General features: G+C 62.7%; 18 protein-coding genes. 10 read left to right on the forward strand and 8 right to left on the reverse strand.

Annotated elements, in window-relative coordinates:
• The first annotated feature begins 14 nt into the window (after nucleotides 1–14).
• From pbpC to hpaH, 4 genes are all read left to right on the forward strand, one after another.
• Nucleotides 15–2,054 (forward strand): penicillin-binding protein 1C, encoded by a 2,040-nt coding sequence (gene pbpC / locus AC244_RS11935; protein WP_414735918.1) that lies wholly within the window; start codon nucleotides 15–17, stop codon nucleotides 2,052–2,054.
• Between the two features lie 267 nt (nucleotides 2,055–2,321).
• Nucleotides 2,322–2,981 carry a response regulator gene (locus AC244_RS11940; RefSeq protein WP_053249042.1) on the forward strand — a complete coding sequence of 220 codons (660 nt, stop codon included), beginning with the start codon at nucleotides 2,322–2,324 and terminating at the stop codon, nucleotides 2,979–2,981.
• Between the two features lie 208 nt (nucleotides 2,982–3,189).
• Nucleotides 3,190–3,804, forward strand: coding sequence for a LysE family translocator (locus AC244_RS11945; RefSeq protein ID WP_053249043.1), 615 nt, complete (start codon nucleotides 3,190–3,192; stop codon nucleotides 3,802–3,804).
• Between the two features lie 188 nt (nucleotides 3,805–3,992).
• Nucleotides 3,993–4,808, forward strand: a complete 816-nt coding sequence (gene hpaH / locus AC244_RS11950) for a 2-oxo-hept-4-ene-1,7-dioate hydratase (RefSeq protein WP_053249139.1) — start codon at nucleotides 3,993–3,995, stop codon at nucleotides 4,806–4,808.
• A 40-nt stretch (nucleotides 4,809–4,848) separates the two neighbouring features.
• Here the strand turns inward: hpaH and AC244_RS11955 are convergent, their stop codons facing one another.
• From AC244_RS11955 to gcl, 4 genes are all read right to left on the reverse strand, one after another.
• Entirely contained in the window at nucleotides 4,849–6,117 is a 1,269-nt protein-coding gene (locus AC244_RS11955) for a glycerate kinase (protein WP_053249044.1), read from the reverse strand.
• Between the two features lie 207 nt (nucleotides 6,118–6,324).
• The gene (gene glxR, locus AC244_RS11960; protein WP_234716922.1) at nucleotides 6,325–7,245 is read right to left on the reverse strand and encodes a 2-hydroxy-3-oxopropionate reductase; all 921 of its coding nucleotides are present in this window, start codon (nucleotides 7,243–7,245) and stop codon (nucleotides 6,325–6,327) included.
• Nucleotides 7,215–8,030, reverse strand: coding sequence for a hydroxypyruvate isomerase (hyi, locus tag AC244_RS11965; RefSeq protein ID WP_053249046.1), 816 nt, complete (start codon nucleotides 8,028–8,030; stop codon nucleotides 7,215–7,217). Before hyi ends, glxR begins: the two co-directional genes overlap by 31 nt.
• A 26-nt stretch (nucleotides 8,031–8,056) precedes the next feature.
• Nucleotides 8,057–9,841 (reverse strand): glyoxylate carboligase, encoded by a 1,785-nt coding sequence (gene gcl, locus AC244_RS11970; protein WP_053249047.1) that lies wholly within the window; start codon nucleotides 9,839–9,841, stop codon nucleotides 8,057–8,059.
• A 169-nt stretch (nucleotides 9,842–10,010) separates the two neighbouring features.
• On the opposite strand from gcl, the gene AC244_RS11975 reads away from it, so the two are divergent.
• A complete protein-coding gene (locus AC244_RS11975; RefSeq protein ID WP_053249048.1) occupies nucleotides 10,011–10,832 on the forward strand; it encodes an IclR family transcriptional regulator in 822 nt (273 codons plus the stop codon).
• Nucleotides 10,833–10,887: 55 nt separating this feature from the next.
• Here AC244_RS11975 and AC244_RS11980 read toward each other — a convergent pair whose 3' ends face one another.
• Both AC244_RS11980 and AC244_RS11985 read right to left on the reverse strand, forming a co-directional pair.
• A complete protein-coding gene (locus tag AC244_RS11980) occupies nucleotides 10,888–12,009 on the reverse strand; it encodes a C45 family peptidase (protein WP_321166225.1) in 1,122 nt (373 codons plus the stop codon).
• Entirely contained in the window at nucleotides 11,993–13,108 is a 1,116-nt protein-coding gene (locus AC244_RS11985) for a P1 family peptidase (RefSeq protein WP_053249049.1), read from the reverse strand. Before AC244_RS11985 ends, AC244_RS11980 begins: the two co-directional genes overlap by 17 nt.
• Nucleotides 13,109–13,221: 113 nt before the next feature.
• Here AC244_RS11985 and AC244_RS11990 point away from each other — a divergent pair, with 113 nt between their 5' ends.
• From AC244_RS11990 to AC244_RS12010, 5 genes are read left to right on the forward strand one after another with little or no spacing between them, the layout of a single operon-like run.
• Nucleotides 13,222–14,736, forward strand: coding sequence for an ABC transporter substrate-binding protein (locus AC244_RS11990; protein ID WP_053249050.1), 1,515 nt, complete (start codon nucleotides 13,222–13,224; stop codon nucleotides 14,734–14,736).
• Nucleotides 14,737–14,788: 52 nt separating this feature from the next.
• The gene (locus AC244_RS11995) at nucleotides 14,789–15,727 is read left to right on the forward strand and encodes an ABC transporter permease (protein ID WP_053249051.1); all 939 of its coding nucleotides are present in this window, start codon (nucleotides 14,789–14,791) and stop codon (nucleotides 15,725–15,727) included.
• Entirely contained in the window at nucleotides 15,727–16,560 is an 834-nt protein-coding gene (locus tag AC244_RS12000; protein WP_152975922.1) for an ABC transporter permease, read from the forward strand. The genes AC244_RS11995 and AC244_RS12000 overlap by 1 nt, the downstream gene beginning before the upstream one ends.
• A gap of 2 nt (nucleotides 16,561–16,562) precedes the next feature.
• Entirely contained in the window at nucleotides 16,563–18,203 is a 1,641-nt protein-coding gene (locus AC244_RS12005) for a dipeptide ABC transporter ATP-binding protein (protein ID WP_161807858.1), read from the forward strand.
• Nucleotides 18,196–19,092, forward strand: a complete 897-nt coding sequence (locus AC244_RS12010) for a MurR/RpiR family transcriptional regulator (RefSeq protein ID WP_053249054.1) — start codon at nucleotides 18,196–18,198, stop codon at nucleotides 19,090–19,092. The genes AC244_RS12005 and AC244_RS12010 overlap by 8 nt, the downstream gene beginning before the upstream one ends.
• A 252-nt stretch (nucleotides 19,093–19,344) precedes the next feature.
• Here the strand turns inward: AC244_RS12010 and guaD are convergent, their stop codons facing one another.
• The gene (gene guaD / locus AC244_RS12015; protein ID WP_053249055.1) at nucleotides 19,345–20,697 is read right to left on the reverse strand and encodes a guanine deaminase; all 1,353 of its coding nucleotides are present in this window, start codon (nucleotides 20,695–20,697) and stop codon (nucleotides 19,345–19,347) included.
• Nucleotides 20,694–21,932: a urate hydroxylase PuuD gene (locus tag AC244_RS12020; protein ID WP_053249056.1), complete on the reverse strand. Its 1,239-nt coding sequence runs from the start codon at nucleotides 21,930–21,932 to the stop codon at nucleotides 20,694–20,696. The genes guaD and AC244_RS12020 overlap by 4 nt, the downstream gene beginning before the upstream one ends.
• Between the last annotated feature and the right edge of the window lie 15 nt (nucleotides 21,933–21,947).

Consider the following 21,947-nt stretch of genomic DNA (forward strand, 5'->3'; position numbering starts at 1 on the left):
CGATCTCCGCCGGCATGTTGCTGGCGGGGCTTTCGGTTTTTGCGCTCGACAAGGCCGATCAGGCGTTTCCGCCGCCGCTCGAGGCGGCCGGCATCGTGTCCCGCGAGGTCCTCGCTGTCGACGGGCAATTGCTCAGGGCCTTTGCAACGCCTGACGGTCTCTGGCGACTGAAGACCACTGTCGATGATGTCGACCCGCAGTTCCTGCGGATGCTGGTCGCCTATGAGGACCAGCGGTTTCGCGAGCATGCCGGCATCGACTTCCTCGCGCTTGGCCGCGCCGCGCTGCAGTTCGTCACCAATGGCCGCATCGTTTCCGGCGCCTCCACTCTTTCGATGCAGGTGGCGCGGCTGATCGAACCGCGCGAGCAGCGAAGCATTGCGGCCAAGCTGCTTCAGATCGCCCGGGCGATCCAGATCGAGCGCCGCCTGTCCAAGGACCAGATTCTCGATCTTTACCTGAGTCACGCGCCCTATGGCGGCAATCTGGAAGGCGTGCGCGCCGCGAGCCTTGCCTGGTTCGGCAAGGAGCCGAAGCGCCTTTCGGTCGGCGAAGCCGCACTGCTGGTAGCGCTGCCGCAACTGCCGGAAAAGCGCCGGCCGGACCGAAATCATGCCGCAGCCGCGGCGGCACGTGAGCGTGTCTTGACCCGCATGGCCGTTGCCGAAGTGATCGGCGAAGGCGAGGCCGAGCGCGCTGCGATGACAGATATTCCCACTCGCCGCCTTCAACTGCCGGCCTATGCCGCCCATCTGGCCGAGGCGGCGCTGCGCAAGCAGCCGACGGCCGTGCAACATCACACGACGCTGCGCCGCAACGTGCAACGCGGCCTGGAGACGGTTGCACGGGAAGGCGCCGCCAAGTTGGGGCCGCGGGTGTCCGTCGCCATGGTCATGGCCGACGCGCGCACGGGCGAGATCATCGGCGAAGTCGGCTCGGCCGACTATTTCGATGCAAGCCGCTCGGGCTGGATTGACATGACGCGGATCAACCGCTCGCCCGGCTCGACGCTGAAGCCCTTCATCTACGGTCTCGCCTTCGAGGAAGGCCTGGTCAGCCAGGAAACGATCATCGAAGATCGGCCGGCCGACTTCTTCGGCTATCGGCCGCGCAATTTCGACATGAGCTACCAAGGCGACGTCAGCGTGCGCCAGGCGCTGCAACTGTCGCTCAACGTACCCGCCATCCGCCTGCTCGATGTCGTCGGCCCTGCCCGGCTGATGGTGCGGTTCCGCCGCGCCGAGGTGAAGCCGGTGCTGCCGGCCGGGGAGGCTCCCGGACTGGCGATCGGCCTTGGTGGCGTCGGCCTGACGCTACGAGATCTCGTGCAGCTTTATGCGGGTCTCGCCAATCGCGGATTCCCGGTGCGGCTTGGCGATGGCATCACCGGCACGGCCGGATTGATTGACGGCGAGCCGCTGCTGTCTGCCGTTTCCGCCTGGCATGTCTCTGATGTGCTCTCCGCCGTCGTTCCGCCGGCAGGAAGCCGCCAGCGGGGCATCGCCTATAAGACGGGCACCAGCTATGGCTACCGCGACGCCTGGTCGGTCGGCTACGACGGCCGTTATGTCCTCGGGGTCTGGGTCGGGCGGCCGGACAATGGCGCCGTCCCGGGATTGACCGGCTATGGCGCCGCCGCCCCCATTCTCTTTGAAGGCTTTGCCAAATCCGGCTTGCCCATCACGCCGCTGCCGGATGCGCCGTCAGGTGCCGTTCGCATCTCGCAGACCGAGCTGCCGATCAGCCAGCGCCGTTTCTCGATGACGGCAAGCGGTCTCGTCAACGCTTCGGCGCGCGAGCCGGCGCCACAGATCGTCTTCCCGCCGGAGGGTGCGCGCGTCGAACTCGGCGTCGGCCTTGAGACAATGTCGCCACTGACCTTGAAGCTGCAAGGAGGCCGCGCTCCTTTCCGGTGGCTCGCAAATGGCAAGCCGCTTCCCGATCCGACCCGCAGGCGGACAACGCAATGGCAGCCGGACGGTGCTGGCTATTCCACCCTCACGGTTATCGACGCCGTGGGTCGGGCTGCCAGCGTCCGGGTCTTCATCGAGTAGGGGTAAACCTTATTCGGCTGCGGTTTTGCGCGCCTCGCTCAGCAAGGCACCGACCGGCTTGTGGACCGTCGCGTTGGCTCACTCCCTCGGCGCCGAAGCAACCGACGGTGGAATGGCAAAATTGCGAACAGCACCGCGTAAGATTGACGAAATAGTAGTTCTATCAGGAGAGGTTGCAATCGCTCACGCTAATCCATTGCACCGCCTCTGCTCGCCGACCTGATGATCGTTGCCGACAATTGCTGATTTCAATGAAGGATTGCTTACATGTCGAGGGCCATGACCGTCACCGTTGCCGACGACCACGCCATCGTGCGCGAAGGCTTGAAGATGCTGCTCTCGACGATGGAAGGCATATCAGTGGTTGGTGAGGCCGCTGATGGCGAAGCCGTTTTGGCACTTGCCCGGAGCGAGCCGTCGGACCTTCTGATCCTTGATCTCGGCATGCCGGGTGTGGCGGGCATTCAGTTTATCGCCGACATCAGGGCGATCGCCCCAAGGATGAAGATCCTGGTACTGACCGCCAATATCGAGCCGCGAACGGTTCGCGCTGCCATCGATGCCGGCGCCAACGGCTATCTCACGAAGAATGGCGACCCGGCCGAGCTTACCGCTGCGGTTGACGCGCTTGGCGCCAACGGCATCTACCTCGCACAATCGATACGTTTTGCAGTCAGCGACCCGGAGCGGCGGACCCTGCCCTCCGCCACCGATGAAGCGCTTTCGCCCATTCCCCTGACCAGGCGCGAAATGCAGATCCTTTCGCTCGCAGCACAGGGCCTGACGGCGCGCGAGATTGCCGAGCGGCTTGGCATCAGCCCTCTCACTGCACGCAAGCACCGCGAAAACCTGATGCGCAAGCTCAGCCTGCATAGCGCCGCCGAGATCGCCGCCTACGCGGTTCGCATCGGCCTGCCCATTGGCTGAAATCCGCATGCCGCGCCGGCTCCATCGGTGACATTCCCTTAACCACCCCATCGTTAGCCGCCGGTTCGAAGCTCCGAAATACGGCACCTGCCGTATGTCGCGAAGATACAACCAAGCGTAGTTATCTGCCGGCTCGATTTCCGGACTGACCGGGTCGAGACGAATGCCGCGCTGCCCGAGGAGCGGCCGGCAAACCGGAGGAACTGCGATGCCCTCGATCGAGCACTGGATTTCGTTTGCGGTCGCCACGGCGATCTTTGCCTGCATGCCGGGGCCAGCCATTCTCTATATGACGGCGCAGACACTGGCCCATGGGCGCAAGGCCGGTTTTCTGGCGGCTCTCGGCATTCATATCGGCTGCTATGTGCATATCGCAGCAGCAACCCTCGGGCTTGCCGCCCTTCTCAGTCACGCACCGTTTCTCTACGCTGCGATCAAACTCGCCGGCGCCGTTTATCTGGTCTGGCTTGGCGGCACGATGCTGCTCGGCATCGGCAAGCATGGCGGACATAAGACGGACACCAGTCCGGGCGTGTTGCGCGACAGCATCCTCGTCGAAATCCTCAACCCGAAGACCGCGTTGTTCTTCGTGACGTTCCTGCCGCAGTTCGTCGATCCGGCAGCGGCGATGCCGGTCGCGCTGCAATTCCTGGTCTTCGGCATGCTCGTCAACCTGGCATTGTCGGCGGCGGATGTTGCGGCTGTGCTGCTCGCCTCCCTGACCCTTGGCCGTTTCACTGGCGGCCAGAGCCGGCTGGTCCCACGCGCCTGCGGTTCGATCCTCATCGGTCTCGGCATGTTGCTGGCAACGCAGTCCGTCTGACACGTAAGGTTCTGTGGCCGGATGCTCGGCTCTTCCATCAAAGCATGCCCGCCGGCCATCTCGCCCTTTCCTATCCCGGCTGTTTCAGCGATGATATCCACGCCTTGAACGCCAACGGAAAGCTCGAAGTCCTTCGGACGCCCATCTCAAGGTTATGGTTGCGCTCCATGCCAGAGGAATACGGTCGCATGCTCAGCTCCGCCGAAATTTCGCAAGCAGCCGAGAGCCTTCACCAGGCGGAAGTCGATCGCAGCCAGATCGGTCTGCTCTCCCTCAAGCATCCCGGCATGACGATAGACGACGCCTATGCGGTTCAGTCCGCCTGGGTCCGGCGCAAGCGGGACCTCGGCCGGCGGATCATCGGCTTCAAGATCGGGTTGACATCCAAGGCCATGCAGCAGGCGCTGAACATCGACACGCCGGATTCCGGCGTGCTCTTCGACGACATGCTGTTCGAGGATGGCGCCACCATTCCCGCCGACCGGTTCATCCAGCCCCGAGTCGAAGCAGAAATCGCCTTCGTGATGAAGGCGCCGCTCAAGGGGCCGCGCGTCACCGTCCTGAACGTGCTTAACGCGACCGACTTCGTCATCCCTGCCTTGGAGATCCTTGATACCCGCATCGTCAGACGCGATCCGGAGACGCAGCAGGCGCGGGGCATCGCCGATACGATCGCCGACAATGCTGCAAACGCCGGGCTGATCCTTGGAGGACGACCGATGCGGGCCGACGCGGTCGACATGCGCTGGATGGGCGCCATCGTCTCGCGCAACGCCGAAGTCGAAGAAACCGGATTGGGCGCGGGCGTTCTCAATCATCCCGCCCGCGGCATTGCCTGGCTCGCCAACCGCCTGGCGCAGTATGGCGATGCGATCGAACCGGGGCAGATCGTGCTTTCCGGCTCGTTCGTGCGTGCAGTGGAAGCGCGCAGTGGCGACACTTTCGTTGCCGATTTCGGCAACCATGGCACAGTCAGCTGCCACTTCGCCCGAAGCGCCGCCTGACCAAGCGGCGCCAATGCGTTAGTCGCTCTATCCTCGCGCGCTATTGCACCAGGATAGCCCGGAAATCGTTGACATTGGTACCCGTCGGCCCGGGCTTGAAGATATCGCCAAGCGCGTCGAAGGCGCTCCAGCTGTCATTCCGCTGCAAGAGTGCCGCCGCATCGAGCCGTTGCTCGGCGAGCCGCGCGATGGTCGTGCCATCGGCAAAGGCACCGGCATTGTCCTCAGAACCATCAATGCCGTCGGTATCGGCAGCAAGCGCCGAAACGCCCTTGGCGCCATCGATGCCGAGCGCCAGGGACAGCAGGAACTCGCTGTTGCGCCCGCCCTTGCCTGCGCCACGCATGGTCACGGTCGTCTCCCCGCCGGAAAGAACGACAACGGGCTTGGGGAAGGGCCGGCCGCGGCCTGCGACCTCGCGGGCAATCGCCGCGTGAACGCTGCCAACGTCACGCGCCTCACCTTCGATCGCGTCCGAAAGAATGATCGCCTCGATGCCGGCTTCCCGCGCCTTGGCGGCCGCCGCTTCGAGCGAGACGGAAGCGGATGCGATCAGGCGGACCTCGTTGGCGGCGAAACGCGGGTCGGACGGAGACGGGGCCTCGGCTGCCGGATCGGCGAGCCACGCCAGAACTTTTTCGGGGAGCTGCAAGCCGTAGCGCTCGACGATCTTCAGCGCGTCGGCTCGGGTGCTTGCATCCGGCAAGGTCGGGCCGGAGGCCACCAGCGCCGGGTCATCGCCGGGTATGTCCGATACGACGAGGGAAACGACCTTCGCCGGGTAGGCAGCGGCTGCGAGCCTGCCGCCCTTGATCATCGAGACATGCTTGCGCACCGCGTTCATGGCGCTGATCGGCGCGCCCGAGGCGAGCAGCGCCCGATTGACGGCAACTTCATCATCGAGCGAAAGCCCCGAAGGTGGCGAAGGCAGCAAGGCCGAACCGCCACCGCAGACAAGGGCGACGACCAGATCGTCTTTCGTCAGGCCGCTGACCTCGGCAAGCAAGCGCCGCGAGGCTTGCAGACCGCTTTCATCCGGCAGTGGGTGCGATGCTTCCAAGACTTCGATGCGTTGGCACTGGGCTGCATACCCGTAGCGGGTGACGACGACACCGGAAAGTGGACCGCCCCAGTGGCGCTCGAAGGCTTGCGCCATCTGTGCCGCACCCTTGCCGGCCCCCACCACGACGGTCCGGCCCTTTGGCCGCTCCGGCAAATTTGCCGCGATCACCAGTGCCGGATCGGCAGCGGCAACAGCAGAGGTGAACAGCGTCTCCAGGAAGCTGCGTGGGTCGGTGATGGCTGGCATTGGTCTCCCCCTGGAGCATGTCGCATCGCCTTCGATGCTCTACTACCCGTCATTCGCAATTCCGGACGCAAGACCGCTGCGCGCTCTTGCTGGAATTGCTTAGTCGTCTCGGGCGGCGGTTCCTCCTACCGCCGCCCGAACACATGATCGGCCCGGTGCAATGGGTCTCCGAACGGATCATGCGCATTTATGCGGCCGGCAAAGGTCTCAGGCGACCTGATGGTTCGCCATGCGCTCCAGTGCACGCACCAGGCCGGAGTGGTCGAGACCGCTGTCGCCATTGGCGGCGCAGTTGTTGAACAGTTCCTGGGTCGCAGCCGTGTTGGGCAGCGAGATGCCGAGGGATTTTGCGCCCTGCAGCGCCAGGTTCAGGTCCTTCTGATGCAGCGAGATGCGGAAGCCCGGATCGAAGGTGCGCTTGATCATGCGCTCGCCATGCACTTCGAGAATGCGCGAGGAGGCAAAACCACCCATCAGCGCTTCGCGCACGCGCGCCGGGTCGGCGCCGGCCTTCGACGCAAAGACGAGCGCTTCGGAAACCGCTTCGATCGTCAGGGCAACGATGATCTGGTTGGCGACCTTGGTCACCTGGCCATCACCGCAATCGCCGACGAGGGTGATGTTCTTGCCCATCAGCTTGAACAACGGCAGGGCGCGGTCGAAACTCTCCTGCGAGCCGCCGGCCATGATCGAAAGCGAGGCGTTCTTGGCGCCGACTTCGCCGCCGGAGACCGGCGCATCGACGTACTCCGCACCGGTTTCGCGAACCTTCCTGGCGAACTCCTTGGTCTCGATCGGCGAGATCGAGCTCATGTCGATGACCAGCTTGCCCTTGGAAAGGCCATAGGCGACGCCGTTCTCGCCGAAGAGCACGTCCTTCACTTCAGGCGTATCGGGCAACATCAGGATGATGGTGTCAACAGTCTCGGCAAGTGCCTTCGGCGTTTCAACGAACTTCAAGCCGTTGTCGAGCAGTTCCTGGCGCGGCGGGATCGCAAACTTCGAGGTGATGATCGTGTGTCCGGCATCCTGCAGATGGCGTGCCATCGGCGTACCCATGATGCCCAGTCCAATAAAGCCGATCGTTGCCATTGTGCTTAACTCCTGATCTTGATGATGTCTGCGGATTGCGTGCGCTTGCGCTCGGCGCCAAGCCAGCCGAGGCCTTCGACCGTGGTCGTGCGCGGCTTGTATTCGCAGCCGATCCAGCCGTCGTAGCCTGCCTCTTCGAGTGCGTCGAAGACGTAGGGATAGTTGATCTCGCCGGTACCCGGTTCGTTGCGGCCGGGGTTGTCGGCAAGCTGGACGTGGGCGATGCGGCCGGCAAAGCGCCTGTAGGTGCCGATGAGTTCGCCCCGCGTGCGCTGCTGATGGTAGAGATCGTACTGGATGAAGAGATTGTCGCTGCCGACCTCGTCGATGATCGAAGCGGCCTGCTCGACCGTGTTGAGATAGAAGCCGGGAATATCGAAGTGGTTGATCGGCTCGATCAGCAGGCGAATGCCCTGCTTGCCGAGTTCGCTTGCCGCAAGCCTGAGGTTGGCGACCAGCGTGTTGCGCAGCACGGCCTCCGGGACCCCGGCCGGCGCGATGCCGACCAGGCAGTTGACCTGGCTGCAATCGAGCGCGGTCGCATAGTCGATGGCGCTGGCCACGCCCTTGCGGAACTCGTCGATCCGGTCGGGCAGGATGGCGATACCGCGCTCGCCACCGGCCCAGTTGCCGGCCGGCAGGTTGTGCAGCACCTGTTTCAGACCGTAGCGCTGCAGCTCGGCGCGCAGGCTCACCTTCTCGAATTCGTAGGGGAAGAGATACTCGACGCCTTCGAAGCCGGCTTTTGCAGCAAGGGCAAAACGATCGAGGAACGGCGCCTCGGTAAACAGCATTGTCAGGTTCGCAGCGAACTTCGCCATGCGATGTTTCCTCCTTATGATTGTTTTCAGTCGAGAAGCGCTTCGATCGCGGTCGGTGCGTCCTCGCCGCGTGCCGCCAGCTCTTCGAACTCGACGACGGCGTTGATGTCCGCCCCCATGGCGATGTTGGTAACGCGCTCGAGGATGAACTCGATGACGACGGGAACCTGGTGTTCGTCCATCAGGGCACGTGCCCGGTCGAACGCTTCCTGGAACTCGTTGGGGCTGCGCACCCGGATCGCCTTGCAGCCGAGCCCTTCGGCGACGGCGACATGGTCGACGCCATAGCCCTTCTCCGCGTCTTCAGACGCATTGATGTTGTCGAAGGCGAGGCTGACTTCGAAGTCCATGTTGAAGCCGCGCTGCGCCTGGCGGATGAGGCCGAGGTAGGAATTATTCACGACCACGTGCAGATAGGGCAGCTTGTGCTGGGCACCGACCGCCAGTTCCTCGATCATGAACTGGAAATCGTAGTCGCCGGAGAGCGCGACGATCGGCCGATCGGGATCGGCGGCACGCACGCCAAGGGCAGCCGGCAGGGTCCAGCCGAGCGGGCCGGCCTGGCCGCAATTGATCCAGTTGCGCGGCTTGTAGACATGCAGGAACTGGGCGCCGGCGATCTGGCTGAGGCCGATGGTCGAGACATAGCAGGTGTCGCGGCCGAAGGCCTTGTTCATCTCTTCATAGACACGCTGGGGCTTGAGCGGCGTCTGGTCGAAATGGGTCTTGCGCAGCATGGTCCGCTTGCGCTCGCGGCACTCCTCCGCCCAGCTCGACCAGTCGCGCAGCTTGCCGGCCGTCTTCCACTCGGTTGCAACGTCGAGGAAAAGCTTCAGTGCCGCGCCGGCATCGGACACGATGCCGAAGTCCGGAGCGAAGACTCGGCCGATCTGCGTCGGTTCGATATCGACGTGCACGAACTTTCGACCCTCGGTATAGATCGGGACGTTGCCTGTGTGGCGGTTTGCCCAGCGGTTGCCGACGCCGAGCACGAAGTCGGAGGCGAGCATGTTGGCGTTGCCGTAACGATGCGACGTCTGCAGGCCGCACATGCCGGCCATCAGCGGATGATCGTCCGGGATCGTGCCCCAGCCCATCAGGGTCGGAATAACCGGAATGCCGGTGATCTCGGCAAATTCCGTCAAGAGGTCCGAGGCATCGGCGTTGATGATGCCGCCACCGGCGACGATCAATGGCCGTTCGGCCTCGTTCAGCATCGCGATCGCCTTTTCGGCCTGCGCACGCGTTGCCTTCGGCTTGTAGGGTTCAAGCGGCTCGTAGGTTTCGGGATCGAACTCGATCTCAGCCAGCTGAACATCGACCGGCAGGTCGATCAGGACCGGCCCCGGCCGCCCGGAGCGCATCAGGTGGAAAGCCTTCTGGAAGACGAAGGGCACCAGCGCCGGTTCCATGACGGTAACGGCCCACTTGGTGACGGGTGCGGCGATCTTGGCGATATCGACCGCCTGGAAATCTTCCTTGTCCAGACGGGCGCGCGGCGCCTGGCCGGTGATGCAAAGGATCGGGATCGAGTCGGCGGAGGCGGAATAAAGACCAGTGATCATGTCGGTGCCGGCCGGGCCCGATGTGCCGATGCAGACGCCGATGTTGCCGTGCTTGGCGCGGGTATAGCCTTCCGCCATATGCGAAGCGCCCTCGACGTGGCGGGCAAGGATGTGCCGAACCGAGCCGCGCGCCCTGAGAGCGGAATAAAACGGATTGATGGCCGCACCGGGGACACCGAAAGCACAATCGATGCCCTCTTTTTCGAGAACGTAAACAGCCGCATCGACGGCGCGCATCTTAGCCATGGAAACTCCTCCTATTTGATGAAACGATAGCCCATTAATAGCGATATGCAACAACTAAATGGGATGCATTTCCACCAGATGGAAATAAACATCTTCAAGAATTTCGAAACAATCGATCCTGGTCCTGCTAGAGGATGATAGGAATGACTCGGCGGTTGGAGGATGGATCATGGATGCGACAGGCAAGGGAAAACGCGGTCGGAAGGCAGGCGAAAACGCAGCCCCCGGCTCCGTGCAGGTGCTCGACCGCAGCTTGACGCTCCTGGCAATCGTTGCCGAGAACGACGGCTCGACACTGACCAACTTGTCCGACGTCACAGGGATGGCGCCATCGACCGTGCACCGGCTGCTGACGTCGCTGGCCAACCACGGCATGGTGATGAACGACCCCGACACCGGCGCCTGGACGATCGGCCTCAAGGCCTTCGAGATCGGCAACGCCTATCTGCGCTTCCGCAAGCTCGGCACCATCAGCCGCCCGTTCCTGAAACAGCTGATGGAAGAAAGCGGCGAGACCGCCAACATCGGCATCGAGGAAGGTGGAGATGTCGTCTTCATCTCGCAGGTGGAAAGCCATGCCCCGATGCGGGCCTTCTTTCGCCCCGGCCGGCGTGGGCCAATCCATGCATCGGGCATCGGCAAGGCGATCCTGTCGACATGGGCCGACAAGGATGTCGCACATCTGCTGGCCGGCCGCGAGCTGGCGCATTTCACTGACAAGACACGCGACAACCTGCCGGCCCTGCTGCAGGACATTCAGAAAATCCGCCAACGCGGCTGGTCGATTGACGACGAGGAACATACGCTCGGCATGCGCTGTGTGGCCGCGCCGATCTTCAACGAGTACGGCGAAACGATCGCCGGGATCTCGATCTCAGGACCATCCGTGCGCGTCAATGACGACAAGCTCTCGGTGCTTGGACCGGTCGTGCGCGAGCGCGCCGATGCCCTGACCCGGGCCATGGGCGGCAAGCGGCCGGAAGAGCTATAGCACGCTCCCGACCGCTCCCTTCGATCCCGGGTTTCGGTGGGTGTCACGGCATCGCTCAACCGAATGACAGTTCGCGCCAGGCGCCGGCGCTTGGCGGGCCGCCGGTTACCCAGCCGCGGATCGCCCCGCCGATTTCATAGACCACCGCGCCGATCGACATCAGTTGTGTTTGCCCCATGTCCGGACGACGTTCCATGGAGATCGCTGCGCCTTCTCGCCGGCTGGCGAGGGCGGCTTTGATATTCTCAACCGTCCGCCCCTGCGCGTCACAGAGCTCTGCGTGGAGCGAAGAGAGACGTGCCTTCGAGTTCTCGCTTGCCGCAGCGTCCGTCCGAAGGTCCAGGCTCACCAGAGGGTGGTTGGTATGAAGGATCCGTCCGTTCTGTGCCGCGACCTCACGCGCTCCGGCGGCAGAGCACTCCAGGGCAAACACGTTCCAGCGGTCGCCGATCAGGTAGTTCTGTCCGGAGGCGTGCGGGACGCCCACCAGGAAGCGTTTTGCGTCGGTCGCGCTTTCGCGTGCCAGCGCGCCGCGCATCACGAAGGCAACCGGCAGGCCGTCCGGCCGTGAACGCAGGCCTGAAAGCGTGTTGACACAGATGCCCAGCCCTCGGCCCGAGAAGCCCATGAGCCCGATCATGCCGGCAGACGTGAAAACCAGCGACGGCGTACCGTTTTTTCCGCGCAGCTTCAGAAGCGCCTGCGCGCCGTCGTGCCAGGCGGGCAGATCCATGGTCTGTCCCATCGCCGTTACATCACGGCCGGACGGCGCGATGGCGGCGCCGCTGCAATGTCCATCATGTGCGGCGCGGCCGAACCACCATTCCTCGTCCATAAGCTGCATTGCATAGGCGGTCTCTGGGTCGATCCCGGCTCCTTCGGCGATACCCAAGACCTCCTCCATCAATTCCGGGGTGTGGCGCTCGATGGCGGCGCGAAACCCCGTCTCTTTCAAAAGCCGCTCGAAAAACGACGAAGGGGCCTCACCATAGTCGGCCGCTGTCGCACTCTGCCAGCGCTCGATCTTTTCGCGGATCGGCAAGCGGAGCGCCTCGCCATGTTCCCGGCCGCGCGCCCGCGGCTCCGGCGAGACGCAGTCGACGATCGGCAGCCGCTCCGTCGTCATCGCGGGAGCCATCAATGCAGACGATCGGCTCATGTCACGCCATCCTTCCATACCGCGCGAGTACGCCCACCAGCGCAGCCGGATCGATCGCGCGGCATACTTTGCCCGCGGGCTTCAGCGTCTCCATGTCTTCGGCCGCCAGCATGGCGTTGACGATCGCCTCATCAACCGCACGGACGGTCGCCAGATAGATCGGGTCGAACCATTCGTCAGGGATGCATTCCATCTGCCGGCGCGCGTCGATGAATTCGTCGCGCGTGATCTGGTTGGCGGTACTGAAAGCGAGAAACATGTCGCCGGAATTATTGCCCCCGGGCGTGCCGTGGCGGCCGATACCGATCGCGCCGCGCTGGGCAACGCGTTCGAGCTGGTGCGGCAACATCGGAATGTCCGTCGCGATCACGACGATGATCGAACCCTGTTCGGTGGAACGCAGCCTGTCTGCGGTCAGATGGCGCCCGACGGGCGCGCCGAGGACCGTGAACCAGTCGCGCAGACCATGGTTGGCCTGCACCAGCACCCCGACGGTGAAGTCCTGGCCGTCGAGCCGGACGACTTGCGACGCGGTGCCGGTTCCACCCTTGAACTCGTAGGCGACCATGCCGGTACCGCCGCCGACATTGCCTTCGGCGATCCGCCCGCTCGCGGCCGACTCGATTGCCGCCCGCGCGTGATGCGGGCGTACGTGTAGCCCGTTGATATCGTTCAGTGTGCCATCATAGGTCTCGCCAACGACCGGCAGCGCCCAGACGTGCTTTGCCCTGTAATCCTCTGCATGATGCTCGATCATCCATGAGGTTACGGCTTCATGGACCGCGCCAACACTGTGGGTATTCGTGATGCAGATCGGTCCGTAGAAGTGGCCGGCATGCTTGATCCACTGTACGCCCGTCACTTCCCCGTTGCCATTCAGCGCATGGAAGCCGGCCCAGACCGGCTTCATCGCCTTGTCCCTGCCGCGCGGAAGAATTGCCGTCACGCCGGTGCGTACCGGCCCGTGGCCCTGCCGCAAGGCGCCCACCCCTTCGATGATCGTCGAATAGCCGACAAGAACCCCCGGAACGTCGGTTATCGCGTTAGACGGGCCGGCCTCCCCTTCGAAGGCGAGACCAAGCTCGCGGGCGCGCAATTTCTTTGCTGACTGGTGCATTTCATTCCTCTTTGATATTTAACCAACAGTGATTGACATGTTTGTTGTATTCATATCAGATTGAGAATGAAAGGGGCGACGATCTCCTTTCCGCAAAAACGGGAGAACTAAAGATGCATTGGCACGGTAACGCCGCCGCGGGCATAGCGATGGCACTTTCCCTTCTGGCGGCGCTCCCCGCCGCTTCGGCTGAGGCGCCGATCCGTATCGGCTCGCCCTACGCGACGAGCACGCTCGACCCGATGCGCTCGGCCGCGGCGGGCAACATCGAAACATTCGGACAACTCTATTCGCGACTGCTGCGCCGTGGCGCCGACGGCGCGCTGGAACCGGGCCTCGCGGTATCCTGGGATATTTCCGCCGACGGAACGGTGGTGACCCTGAAGCTTCGGGATGCAAATTTCTCCGACGGCAGCCCGATCAGCGCCGCCGATGTGGCCTTCAGTCTGCTGCGCGTCCGCGACGACGCGGAATCGGCCTATGCCGCCCCCCTGCAGCAGTTGAAGGAGGCCCGCGCGGAAGGCGACAAGACCGTCGTGCTGACGCTGAAGCACCCCTTCGCGCCCTTCCTCGGCAATCTCGAAGTCTTCAATGCCGGCATCGTCTCCAAGGCCGATGTCGAGAAGCGCGGCAAGGATGCCTTCACCAAGGACCCGGTGACATCCGGACCCTACATGGTCGGCGAGTGGCGCCCGAACGACCGGCTGATCCTGAAACCCAATCCGAACTATTGGCGGGTGGGCTATCCGAAGAATGCCGGCGCGGAGCTGATCGAGGTTCCGGATGCGAACACGCGTGTCTCGATGATGCTGTCGGGCGAGCTTGATGCCGCGCGCGACATTCCCTGGTCGCGCGTGTCGGAAATCCAGGCACGCGAGGGGCTCACACTTCCCCTCGAGCCATCGACGGTGATCTACATGACGCTGTTGAACGAGATGAAGCCGCCGTTCGATGACATCAAGGTCCGCCAGGCGGCGGCTCACGCGTTGGATGCACCGGCGATCGCCAAGGCAATGACGCTCGGACACGCCAAGCGCGCGACGACGACGCTGCCCGCCGTGGATTACCATGCCGCGGACTACCCCGGCATCGACTACGATCCGGCGAAGGCCAAGGCCCTGCTCGCAGAGTCGAACTACAAAGGCGAAGAACTTGTCATCCTGGCAAGCTCATCCGGCGACAACGACAAGCTCTCCGTGTTGATCCAGGCGCAATGGACCGCGGTCGGCATCAAGTCGAAGATCGAAAAGGTCGATCGCGGTGTCTGGTGGGAGCGCATCCCCGCCGGCGACTACCACGCGTCGGCAAGCTGGTGGTACAACGAAACGCTGGACCCGGACCTTGCCGTTCGTTGGGCGCTTTGCGGCTCCTGCGGCAGCAAAAGCTTCTACACCGGCTACAACAACAAGCATGTCGACGAGATGACCGAGGCGGCGGCGAGAGAACTCGACAAGGCGAAGCGTGCCGAGCTCTACCGTGAAATCCAGGCAACTACGACCACGGAAGTGTCACAGATCCCGCTCTTTTACGCTCCCTACGCCAACGCCTACAGCGATCGCATCAAGGGTCTCGGCATGAACCCGATGCTGCAATGGTCCCTGGAGGAAACAACGGTCGCCGGCGAGTGAACGCCCGCCGCCGCCGTCGCGCTGTCGTCCGAGAAATGGTTTGAGGTTTCCAATGCCGTTCTTGTTTGCCCTCGGGCAACGTCTGCTCCAACTGATTCCGGTCTTGATCGGGATCAGCGTGGTCAGCTTTCTTCTGGTGCAACTATCGCCGGGCGATCCGATCCGCCTGCTTCTCGGCGACCGCGCGACGGCAGAGGCCGTGGCACAGCTACGTGAGCAATATGGTTTCGACCGACCGTTGATCGTGCAGTATTTCTCGTATGTGTCGAACGTTCTGCAGGGCGATCTCGGCCGCTCGATCCGTTATCAGTTGCCGGTGGAGAGCTTGATCCTCGATTTTCTTCCTCCGACGCTTTTCCTGATCGGCTATGTCGTCGCAATCAGCGTTCCGACAACGGTTGTGCTGGCGATCGTGTCGGCGCGCTGCCGCGATCGCTGGCCCGATCACCTCATTCGCGCGGCTGCCATCCTGGGCATGACCATTCCCGTCTTCTGGTTGGCGCTGATGATGTCGCGGCTCTTCGGCGTGGAGCTCGGCTGGTTTCCAGTTAGCGGTTACGGCGACGGGTTCGTGGGGCATCTCCACCATCTCTTCCTGCCGGCGATAAGCACATCGACATGGCTCATACCGCTACTCCTGCGCAACCTGCGGGCAGCGCTGATCAACGAATCGGAATCCGACTACGTCACGGCCAGCCGCTCCAAGGGGCTCGGCGAAGGCTATATCTTCCGGCGCCACGTTCTGGTCAATTCCGTGCTGCCCACGCTCAATCTGCTCGGCGTCATGATCGCCTTCCTCATCGGCAGCTCCGTCGTCGTCGAGATCATCTATGCGGTGCCGGGGCTTGGCACGCTGATGGTCAGCGCGGTTCTCGGACGCGATTACTACGTCATTCAGGGGCTGACCCTGTTCTATGCGATCGCGACCGTGATCGTGACGCTCACGATCGATATCCTTTCCGCCATGATAGATCCCAGGGTGAAATTATGATGAGCCTTCCTCTCGCAAGCACGCGGCGTCAGCTCGAACCCGGAACGTTCGAAATCATCGCCGGAACCGCCATCATCCTCGCCTGGGTGATTCTCGCGCTCGCGGCGCCGCTCTTCTCCGGGGCCGACCCAAACAGTATCGACCTTTCAGGCCTGCTGCAGCCGCCCTCGGCCGATCATTTCTTCGGCACGGATCATCTCGGGCGCGATGTGTTCACCCGCGTTCTTCATGCTGCACGCATCGATGTCTGGATGGGGATTGCCGGTGTCATGCCACCTCTCCTCGTCGGCGCCACGATCGGCCTCGTCTCCGGCTATGCAGGGGGGGCCACCGACGCGGTGATGATGCGGCTCGTCGATATCACCGTGGCCTTCCCCTTCTTCGTGCTGGTGATCGCCATCGTTGGCATACTCGGTCCGGGGCTATTCAATTATTTCGTCGCCTTGGCTCTGGTCGGGTGGGTTTCCTATGCTCGGCTCGTGCGCGCCGAAGTGCTCGTGCTCAAGAACAAGGAATTCGTGGCGGCGGCCCAGGCGCTCGGTTACCCGCCGTCGATCATCATGGCTCGCCATGTCCTTCCCAATACGCTCTCCAGCCTTCTGGTCTATGCCACGACCGATGCCGTCCTCGTCCTGCTGGCCGGCGCCAGCCTCGGCTTTCTCGGGCTCGGCGTCCAGCCGCCAACGCCGGAATGGGGTGCGATGATCGCCGACGGCCAACCCTATGTCGTTGATGCCTGGTGGATATGCTTCTTCCCGGGTCTTGCCGCCATGTCGCTCGGTTTCGGCTTCATCCTGACGAGTGACGGTTTATCCCGGGTTCTGGGACGATGAACATGATCGCAAGACCCAAGGCGCGCCTACTCCACGTCGAAAACCTCTCGATCGCCTTTGGCAGCATGCCGGTGGTGAAGAACGTCTCGTTCGCGCTCGACGAGGGCGAGATACTGGGATTGGTCGGCGAGAGTGGTTCCGGCAAATCCATTACATGCCGGTCGCTGCTCGGCCTGCTACCGCGCAACGCCAGCGTCGGCGGCAAGATCGGCTTCGAGGGCCGGGACCTGCTCGGGCTTTCCAGCGAGGAGATGCGGACAATCCGTGGCCGCGACATCTCGATGGTCTTCCAGAATCCGTCGTCGCATCTCGATCCGCTGATGACGCTCGGCGGGCATGTGATGGAACCGCTGCGTCATCATTTCGGCCAGACCAGCAAAGAGGCGCGGCAAAACGCGATCGACGTCTTGCGTTCGGTGCAGATCAACGAGCCCGAACGCCGGGTCGATGCCTATCCGCACGAACTGTCCGGCGGCATGAAGCAGCGCGGCATGATCGGCAGTGCGACCGCCTCCCGGCCGCGCCTGCTGCTTGCGGACGAGCCGACCACGGCACTGGACGTGACGGTGCAAGCGCGCATCCTCGAACTGATGCGCGAGCTCAACCGTAGCCATGGACTGAGCATCGTCTTCGTTTCCCACGATCTGGCCGTGGTTGCAGAGCTCTGCCATCGCGTCGTCGTCATGCGCCACGGAGAGATCGTGGAGGAGGGACCGGCGCGCGAGATCCTGCGTTCGCCGAGGCACGAATACACGAAACTGCTGATCGACTCCCAACCGTCGTCGCTTGCGCTTCCGCCGATCGTTCGAAAACATAAGGCAGAGACGCCACTCATCGAAGTGGAGCGCCTGTCGATCACCTATTCCAAACCCAGCGTCCTGCCGGGAATACGAAAGGATGCTGTGTGCGCCTTGCAGGAGGCGAGTCTAACCGTCGAGGCCGGCGAATCCTTGGGCATCGTCGGAGAGAGCGGTTCGGGCAAGAGCACCATTGCGCGGGCCATCATGCGGCTGGTCGAGCCGTCCGGTGGCGAAATCCGCTTCCGCGGCAGGAACATCGCGACCATCAGGGGAGCGGAACTCGCCGTATACCGACGTAAGGTCCAGATGGTGTTCCAGAATCCCTTCGACTCGCTCAATCCACGGATGCGCATCGTCGAGACAATTGCCGAGCCGATGGTCCGGCATGGCCTTGCCACGCGCGCTCAGGCACTCGAGCGCGCCCGCGGCCTGATGCGCCAGGTCGAACTGCCGCTGGAGCTGGCCGATCGCAAACCTCGGCAACTGTCAGGCGGCCAGTGTCAACGGGTCGGCATCGCACGGGCGCTCGCGCTCGACCCGGAAGTGCTGATCGCCGACGAGGTGACATCAGCGCTCGACGTGACGATCCAGGCGCAGATCCTGAGGCTGTTGCAGCGTCTGCGCAGCGAGCGGCATCTGACAGTGATCTATATTTCACACGACCTTTCCGTGGTGCGAAAATTCTGTGACCGCATCGCCGTCTTTCGGGCGGCAAGACTCGTCGAACTGGGCAGCGCCGAGGCAGTTTTCGAACGTCCGCAAGAAAGCTATACGAGGCTTCTGTTGGAATCTGCGCCGCGTTTCGAGCGGACGCTGGAGCTAGCCGGAGCATCCGATGAGTGACACGGTCAATACGGACGACACCCTCTCGCGACTGGAGCAGGTTTTGCGCGAGGGCGACGCCTCCCTCACGCGTTCCGGTCGGATCGTCGCGGCCTATCTGCGCGACAATCTGCAGAACATTCCCTATGAGACCGGCGCAACCATCGCCGTCCAGGCGGGTGTCAGCGAGATGACCGTCATCCGCTTCATCCGCGGCCTCGGTTATGCGAGCCTCAAGGAACTCAAGGACGCGTTGAAGCCCGCCGAAAGCGGCAACGGCAGCGCACTTGACGATATGCTGGAGCGCTTTCGTGTTCAGCACGGCGACGTCGGCGGCTTGGAAACCAGTCTCGAACTCGAGTTGCGGGCTGTCACCGATGCCTATCGGTTGACGACGCTCGAGCGCTGGCACTCCGTGGTCGACCTGTTGACGCGATGCAAGTCCGTCTATGTCGTCGGCTTCCAGGGCTCCAAGGGCCTCGCGCTCGATTTCTCCAGCCGTCTCAAATACGCCCGCGGCGGCGTTCGCTTCGCCGAAGGAAACGCAGGCGTCTATTCCGAGGTCTTGGAGAGCGATCCGCAGGAAACTTGTCTCGTGCTGGTCGATACCGCCGCTTACGCCCGGAAGGGTTTGCTCCTTGCCGAGCGCGTCCGGGATCTGAAGATCCCGTTGATCATCGTGACCGACCGCTTCTCGAATTGGGCATATGAGTTTACCGATCTTGTGCTGCAGGGCTCCACCTACGTGAAGTCCTTTTGGGATTCGACCGCAAGCCTCTCGGTCATTTTGAACCTGCTCACCAATTCCGTTGCCGGGCGGCTTGGCCCCGAAGCGGAGAAGCGCTTTGAGCTGATGCGTGATCTCGGCCGCCACTTCGATGAGTTCGAAGTGCCGCCGGAGCGTGAATGACCGACGGTAGGTTCCCCGTCGTCTCTATCGAGGATGGACCGAATAGCTTACAGCGCCGCGCGTCGAATATAGCGCGCAAAGGACGCTGTAACGCTTTAAACTTGCTGCATAATTTTCGCCTTAAATCGAATCGGATTCAAGGAATTATGCAGTAGGGCAGCGCCGCGCGTCGACAGGCGCGGCGCCACGCAGCAATTCAAAGTCCTTACAGCGACCTTTGCGCGTCTGATGAGGCGGCTGGTGCTTGCCAGCCTATGCGATTTCGAGGCTTTTGGTGGCTGCGATCGCTGCATCCTTCGCGCCAGCAGACGTGCCTTTCATCGGCCGGCCGGCAACATAGGTTTCTGCCACCGAACGGTCGTCACCCATCGTCTGCACGATGAAGAGTTCCTCGGCGAGCGTGTTGGCCACGCGCATTCTCAACTCCATCGACGGCTTGGCGCGACTGTCGAGCACGACGATGTCGGCGTCGGCGCCGATATGCAGCGAGCCGATGCGGTCGGCGAGATCGAGCGCCCGGGCATTGCCGAGCGTCATCATGTAGAACGAGTTGAACGGCGAAAGCCGCTGCCCCTGCAGATGAAGAACCTTGTAGGCCTCGTCCATGGTTTCCAGCATCGAGAAGCTGGTGCCGGCGCCGACATCGGTTGCCACCGACCAGCGCGCGCCGAGCTTGTTGAAACGGTCGCGATCGAAGAGGCCCGAGCCGAGAAACAGGTTCGAGGTCGGACAGAAAGTGCCGACGGCACCCGTCTCGGCGAGAACCGAAATCTCGCGATCGCTCAAATAGATGCAGTGCCCGAGCAGTGTCTTGCGCGTCAGAAGGTCGTAGCGCGCATAGATGTCGGTATAGTCCTTCGCCTCCGGGTAGAGTGATGTTGCAAAAGCGATCTCGTCCTTGTTCTCGGAAAGATGCGTCTGCACGTAGCATTCCGGATGTTCGGCGACGAGCGCGCGGCTCATCTCCATCTGCTCCGGCGTCGAGGTAATGGCGAAACGCGGGCTGATGGCGTAATGCGCGCGGCCGCGGCCGTGCCACTTGCCGATCAACTGCTTCGTCTCGTCATAGCCAAGTTGCGGCGTGTCGCGCAGCGCGTCGGGCGCATTGCGGTCCATCATCACCTTGCCGCCGATCATCAGCATGCCGCGCGCTTCCGCAGCTCCGAAGAAGGCATCAACGCTTTCCGGATGGACCGAGCAATACGCAACAGCCGTCGTCGTGCCGTTGGAAAGAAGCTCGTCCATGAACCGGCCGGCAATGAATTGCGCATGTTCCGGCTGGCGGAACTTCTGTTCCTCGACGAAAATGTAGGTGTTCAACCATTCGAGCAATTGCGCGCCATAGGATGCGATCGCCTGCGTCTGCGGGAAATGCAGATGCGTATCGATCAGGCCCGGCAGCACCAGGTTCGGGCGGTGGTCGGCAACCCTAACGTTTGCGCCGGCACGGCGAGCGACGTCCGCATGCTCGCCGATGTCGGCAACCTTGCCGTTACGCACCAGAACGGCGCCATCTTCGAAGTAGCGATAGGAGGCGGTATCGTCGATGCCCTTGGGTTCTTCGACGAAGGTCAGCACACGGCCGCGGATCAGCAAATCGGTCATTGAACCTTCTCTCCATTTACGACCGTTTCATACCAGGCGACGAGAAGCTTGCGTTCCTCGTCGGATATGCCGGTGACATTGGCAGGCGGCATCGCGTGCGAGCGGCCGGCCTGCAGATAGATTTCACGCGCGTGATTTGCGATCTCGGTATCGGTCTCGAGCGTCACGCCCTTGGGCGGCACGACCAGCCCCTCCCAGCCGGGCTCCTTGGCATGGCACATGGAACAGCGGCCAAGGACGGTATCGCGAACCTTCGGAAAGGCTTCGGCCGTGACGAACGGCTGCTGCGCGGCTGAAACCTTCGCCTCCTCGTCACCGCTCAGGATCTTCGGCACGGTCGACAGCCACATGATCACGATGAAGAGCAGCGCGGTCGCAAGCCAGGTCCAGGTCGGATTGCCCTTGTCGGCATGGCGCGTGTTGAAATAGTGGCGGATGGTCACGCCCATCAGGAACACCAGCGAGGCGATAATCCAGTTGTACTGTGTGCCGAACGCCAGCGGATAGTGGTTCGACAGCATCAGGAACAGCACCGGCAGCGTCAGGTAGTTGTTGTGCGTCGAACGCTGCTTGGCGATGACGCCGTATTTCGCGTCCGGCGTGCGGCCGGCGATCAGGTCTGCAACGACGATCTTCTGGTTCGGGATGATGATGAAGAACACGTTGGCCGACATGATCGTCGCGGTGAAGGCGCCGAGATGCAGGAAGGCGGCGCGGCCGGTGAAAAGCTGCGTATAGCCCCAGGCCATGGCGACGAGGATGAAATACAAAAGCACCATCAGCTTGGTGTTGTCGCGGCCGGCCGGCGACTTGCAGATCGTGTCATAGGCAAGCCAGCCGAACCCGATCGATGCCAGCGAAATCGCGATCGCCGTCGTCTTCGACACGTCAAGCACATTGGGATCGATGAGATAGAGGTCTGCGCCGGCGTAATAGACCATGCACAGCATGCCGAACCCGGAAAGCCAGGTGACGTAGGATTCCCATTTGAACCAGATCAGGTGCTCCGGCATGTTGGCCGGCGCCACCAGATACTTCTGGATGTGATAGAAGCCGCCGCCGTGAACCTGCCATTCCTCGCCATAGGCTCCAACCGGCAGATCGGCTCTTTTCTTCAGGCCAAGATCGAGCGCGACGAAATAAAACGACGAACCGATCCACGCGATACCGGTGATGACATGCAGCCATCTCATGGCAAAGGTGAGCCAATCCCAGGCTATGGCATACTCGTACATGCAATTCTCCCATTT

Origin of the sequence: Ensifer adhaerens, from assembly GCF_001270265.1 — a bacterium.
GTDB lineage: Bacteria > Pseudomonadota > Alphaproteobacteria > Rhizobiales > Rhizobiaceae > Ensifer > Ensifer adhaerens_B.

Excerpts from the sequence above, each read along its gene's own strand:
- guaD (WP_053249055.1), bottom strand. The coding sequence starts at position 20,697 with ATGACCGATTTGCTGATCCGCGGCCGTGTGCTGACCTTCGTCGAAGAA.
- hyi (WP_053249046.1), bottom strand. The coding sequence starts at position 8,030 with ATGGCGAAGTTCGCTGCGAACCTGACAATGCTGTTTACCGAGGCGCCG.
- AC244_RS11990 (WP_053249050.1), top strand. The coding sequence starts at position 13,222 with ATGCATTGGCACGGTAACGCCGCCGCGGGCATAGCGATGGCACTTTCC.
- AC244_RS11985 (WP_053249049.1), bottom strand. The coding sequence starts at position 13,108 with ATGCACCAGTCAGCAAAGAAATTGCGCGCCCGCGAGCTTGGTCTCGCC.
- AC244_RS12000 (WP_152975922.1), top strand. The coding sequence starts at position 15,727 with ATGAGCCTTCCTCTCGCAAGCACGCGGCGTCAGCTCGAACCCGGAACG.
- AC244_RS11975 (WP_053249048.1), top strand. The coding sequence starts at position 10,011 with ATGGATGCGACAGGCAAGGGAAAACGCGGTCGGAAGGCAGGCGAAAAC.
- AC244_RS11955 (WP_053249044.1), bottom strand. The coding sequence starts at position 6,117 with ATGCCAGCCATCACCGACCCACGCAGCTTCCTGGAGACGCTGTTCACC.
- AC244_RS11940 (WP_053249042.1), top strand. The coding sequence starts at position 2,322 with ATGTCGAGGGCCATGACCGTCACCGTTGCCGACGACCACGCCATCGTG.
- AC244_RS11980 (WP_321166225.1), bottom strand. The coding sequence starts at position 12,009 with ATGGAAGGATGGCGTGACATGAGCCGATCGTCTGCATTGATGGCTCCC.
- pbpC (WP_414735918.1), top strand. The coding sequence starts at position 15 with ATGTTGCTGGCGGGGCTTTCGGTTTTTGCGCTCGACAAGGCCGATCAG.
- AC244_RS12005 (WP_161807858.1), top strand. The coding sequence starts at position 16,563 with ATGATCGCAAGACCCAAGGCGCGCCTACTCCACGTCGAAAACCTCTCG.
- gcl (WP_053249047.1), bottom strand. The coding sequence starts at position 9,841 with ATGGCTAAGATGCGCGCCGTCGATGCGGCTGTTTACGTTCTCGAAAAA.
- AC244_RS12010 (WP_053249054.1), top strand. The coding sequence starts at position 18,196 with ATGAGTGACACGGTCAATACGGACGACACCCTCTCGCGACTGGAGCAG.
- AC244_RS12020 (WP_053249056.1), bottom strand. The coding sequence starts at position 21,932 with ATGTACGAGTATGCCATAGCCTGGGATTGGCTCACCTTTGCCATGAGA.
- AC244_RS11995 (WP_053249051.1), top strand. The coding sequence starts at position 14,789 with ATGCCGTTCTTGTTTGCCCTCGGGCAACGTCTGCTCCAACTGATTCCG.
- hpaH (WP_053249139.1), top strand. The coding sequence starts at position 3,993 with ATGCTCAGCTCCGCCGAAATTTCGCAAGCAGCCGAGAGCCTTCACCAG.
- AC244_RS11945 (WP_053249043.1), top strand. The coding sequence starts at position 3,190 with ATGCCCTCGATCGAGCACTGGATTTCGTTTGCGGTCGCCACGGCGATC.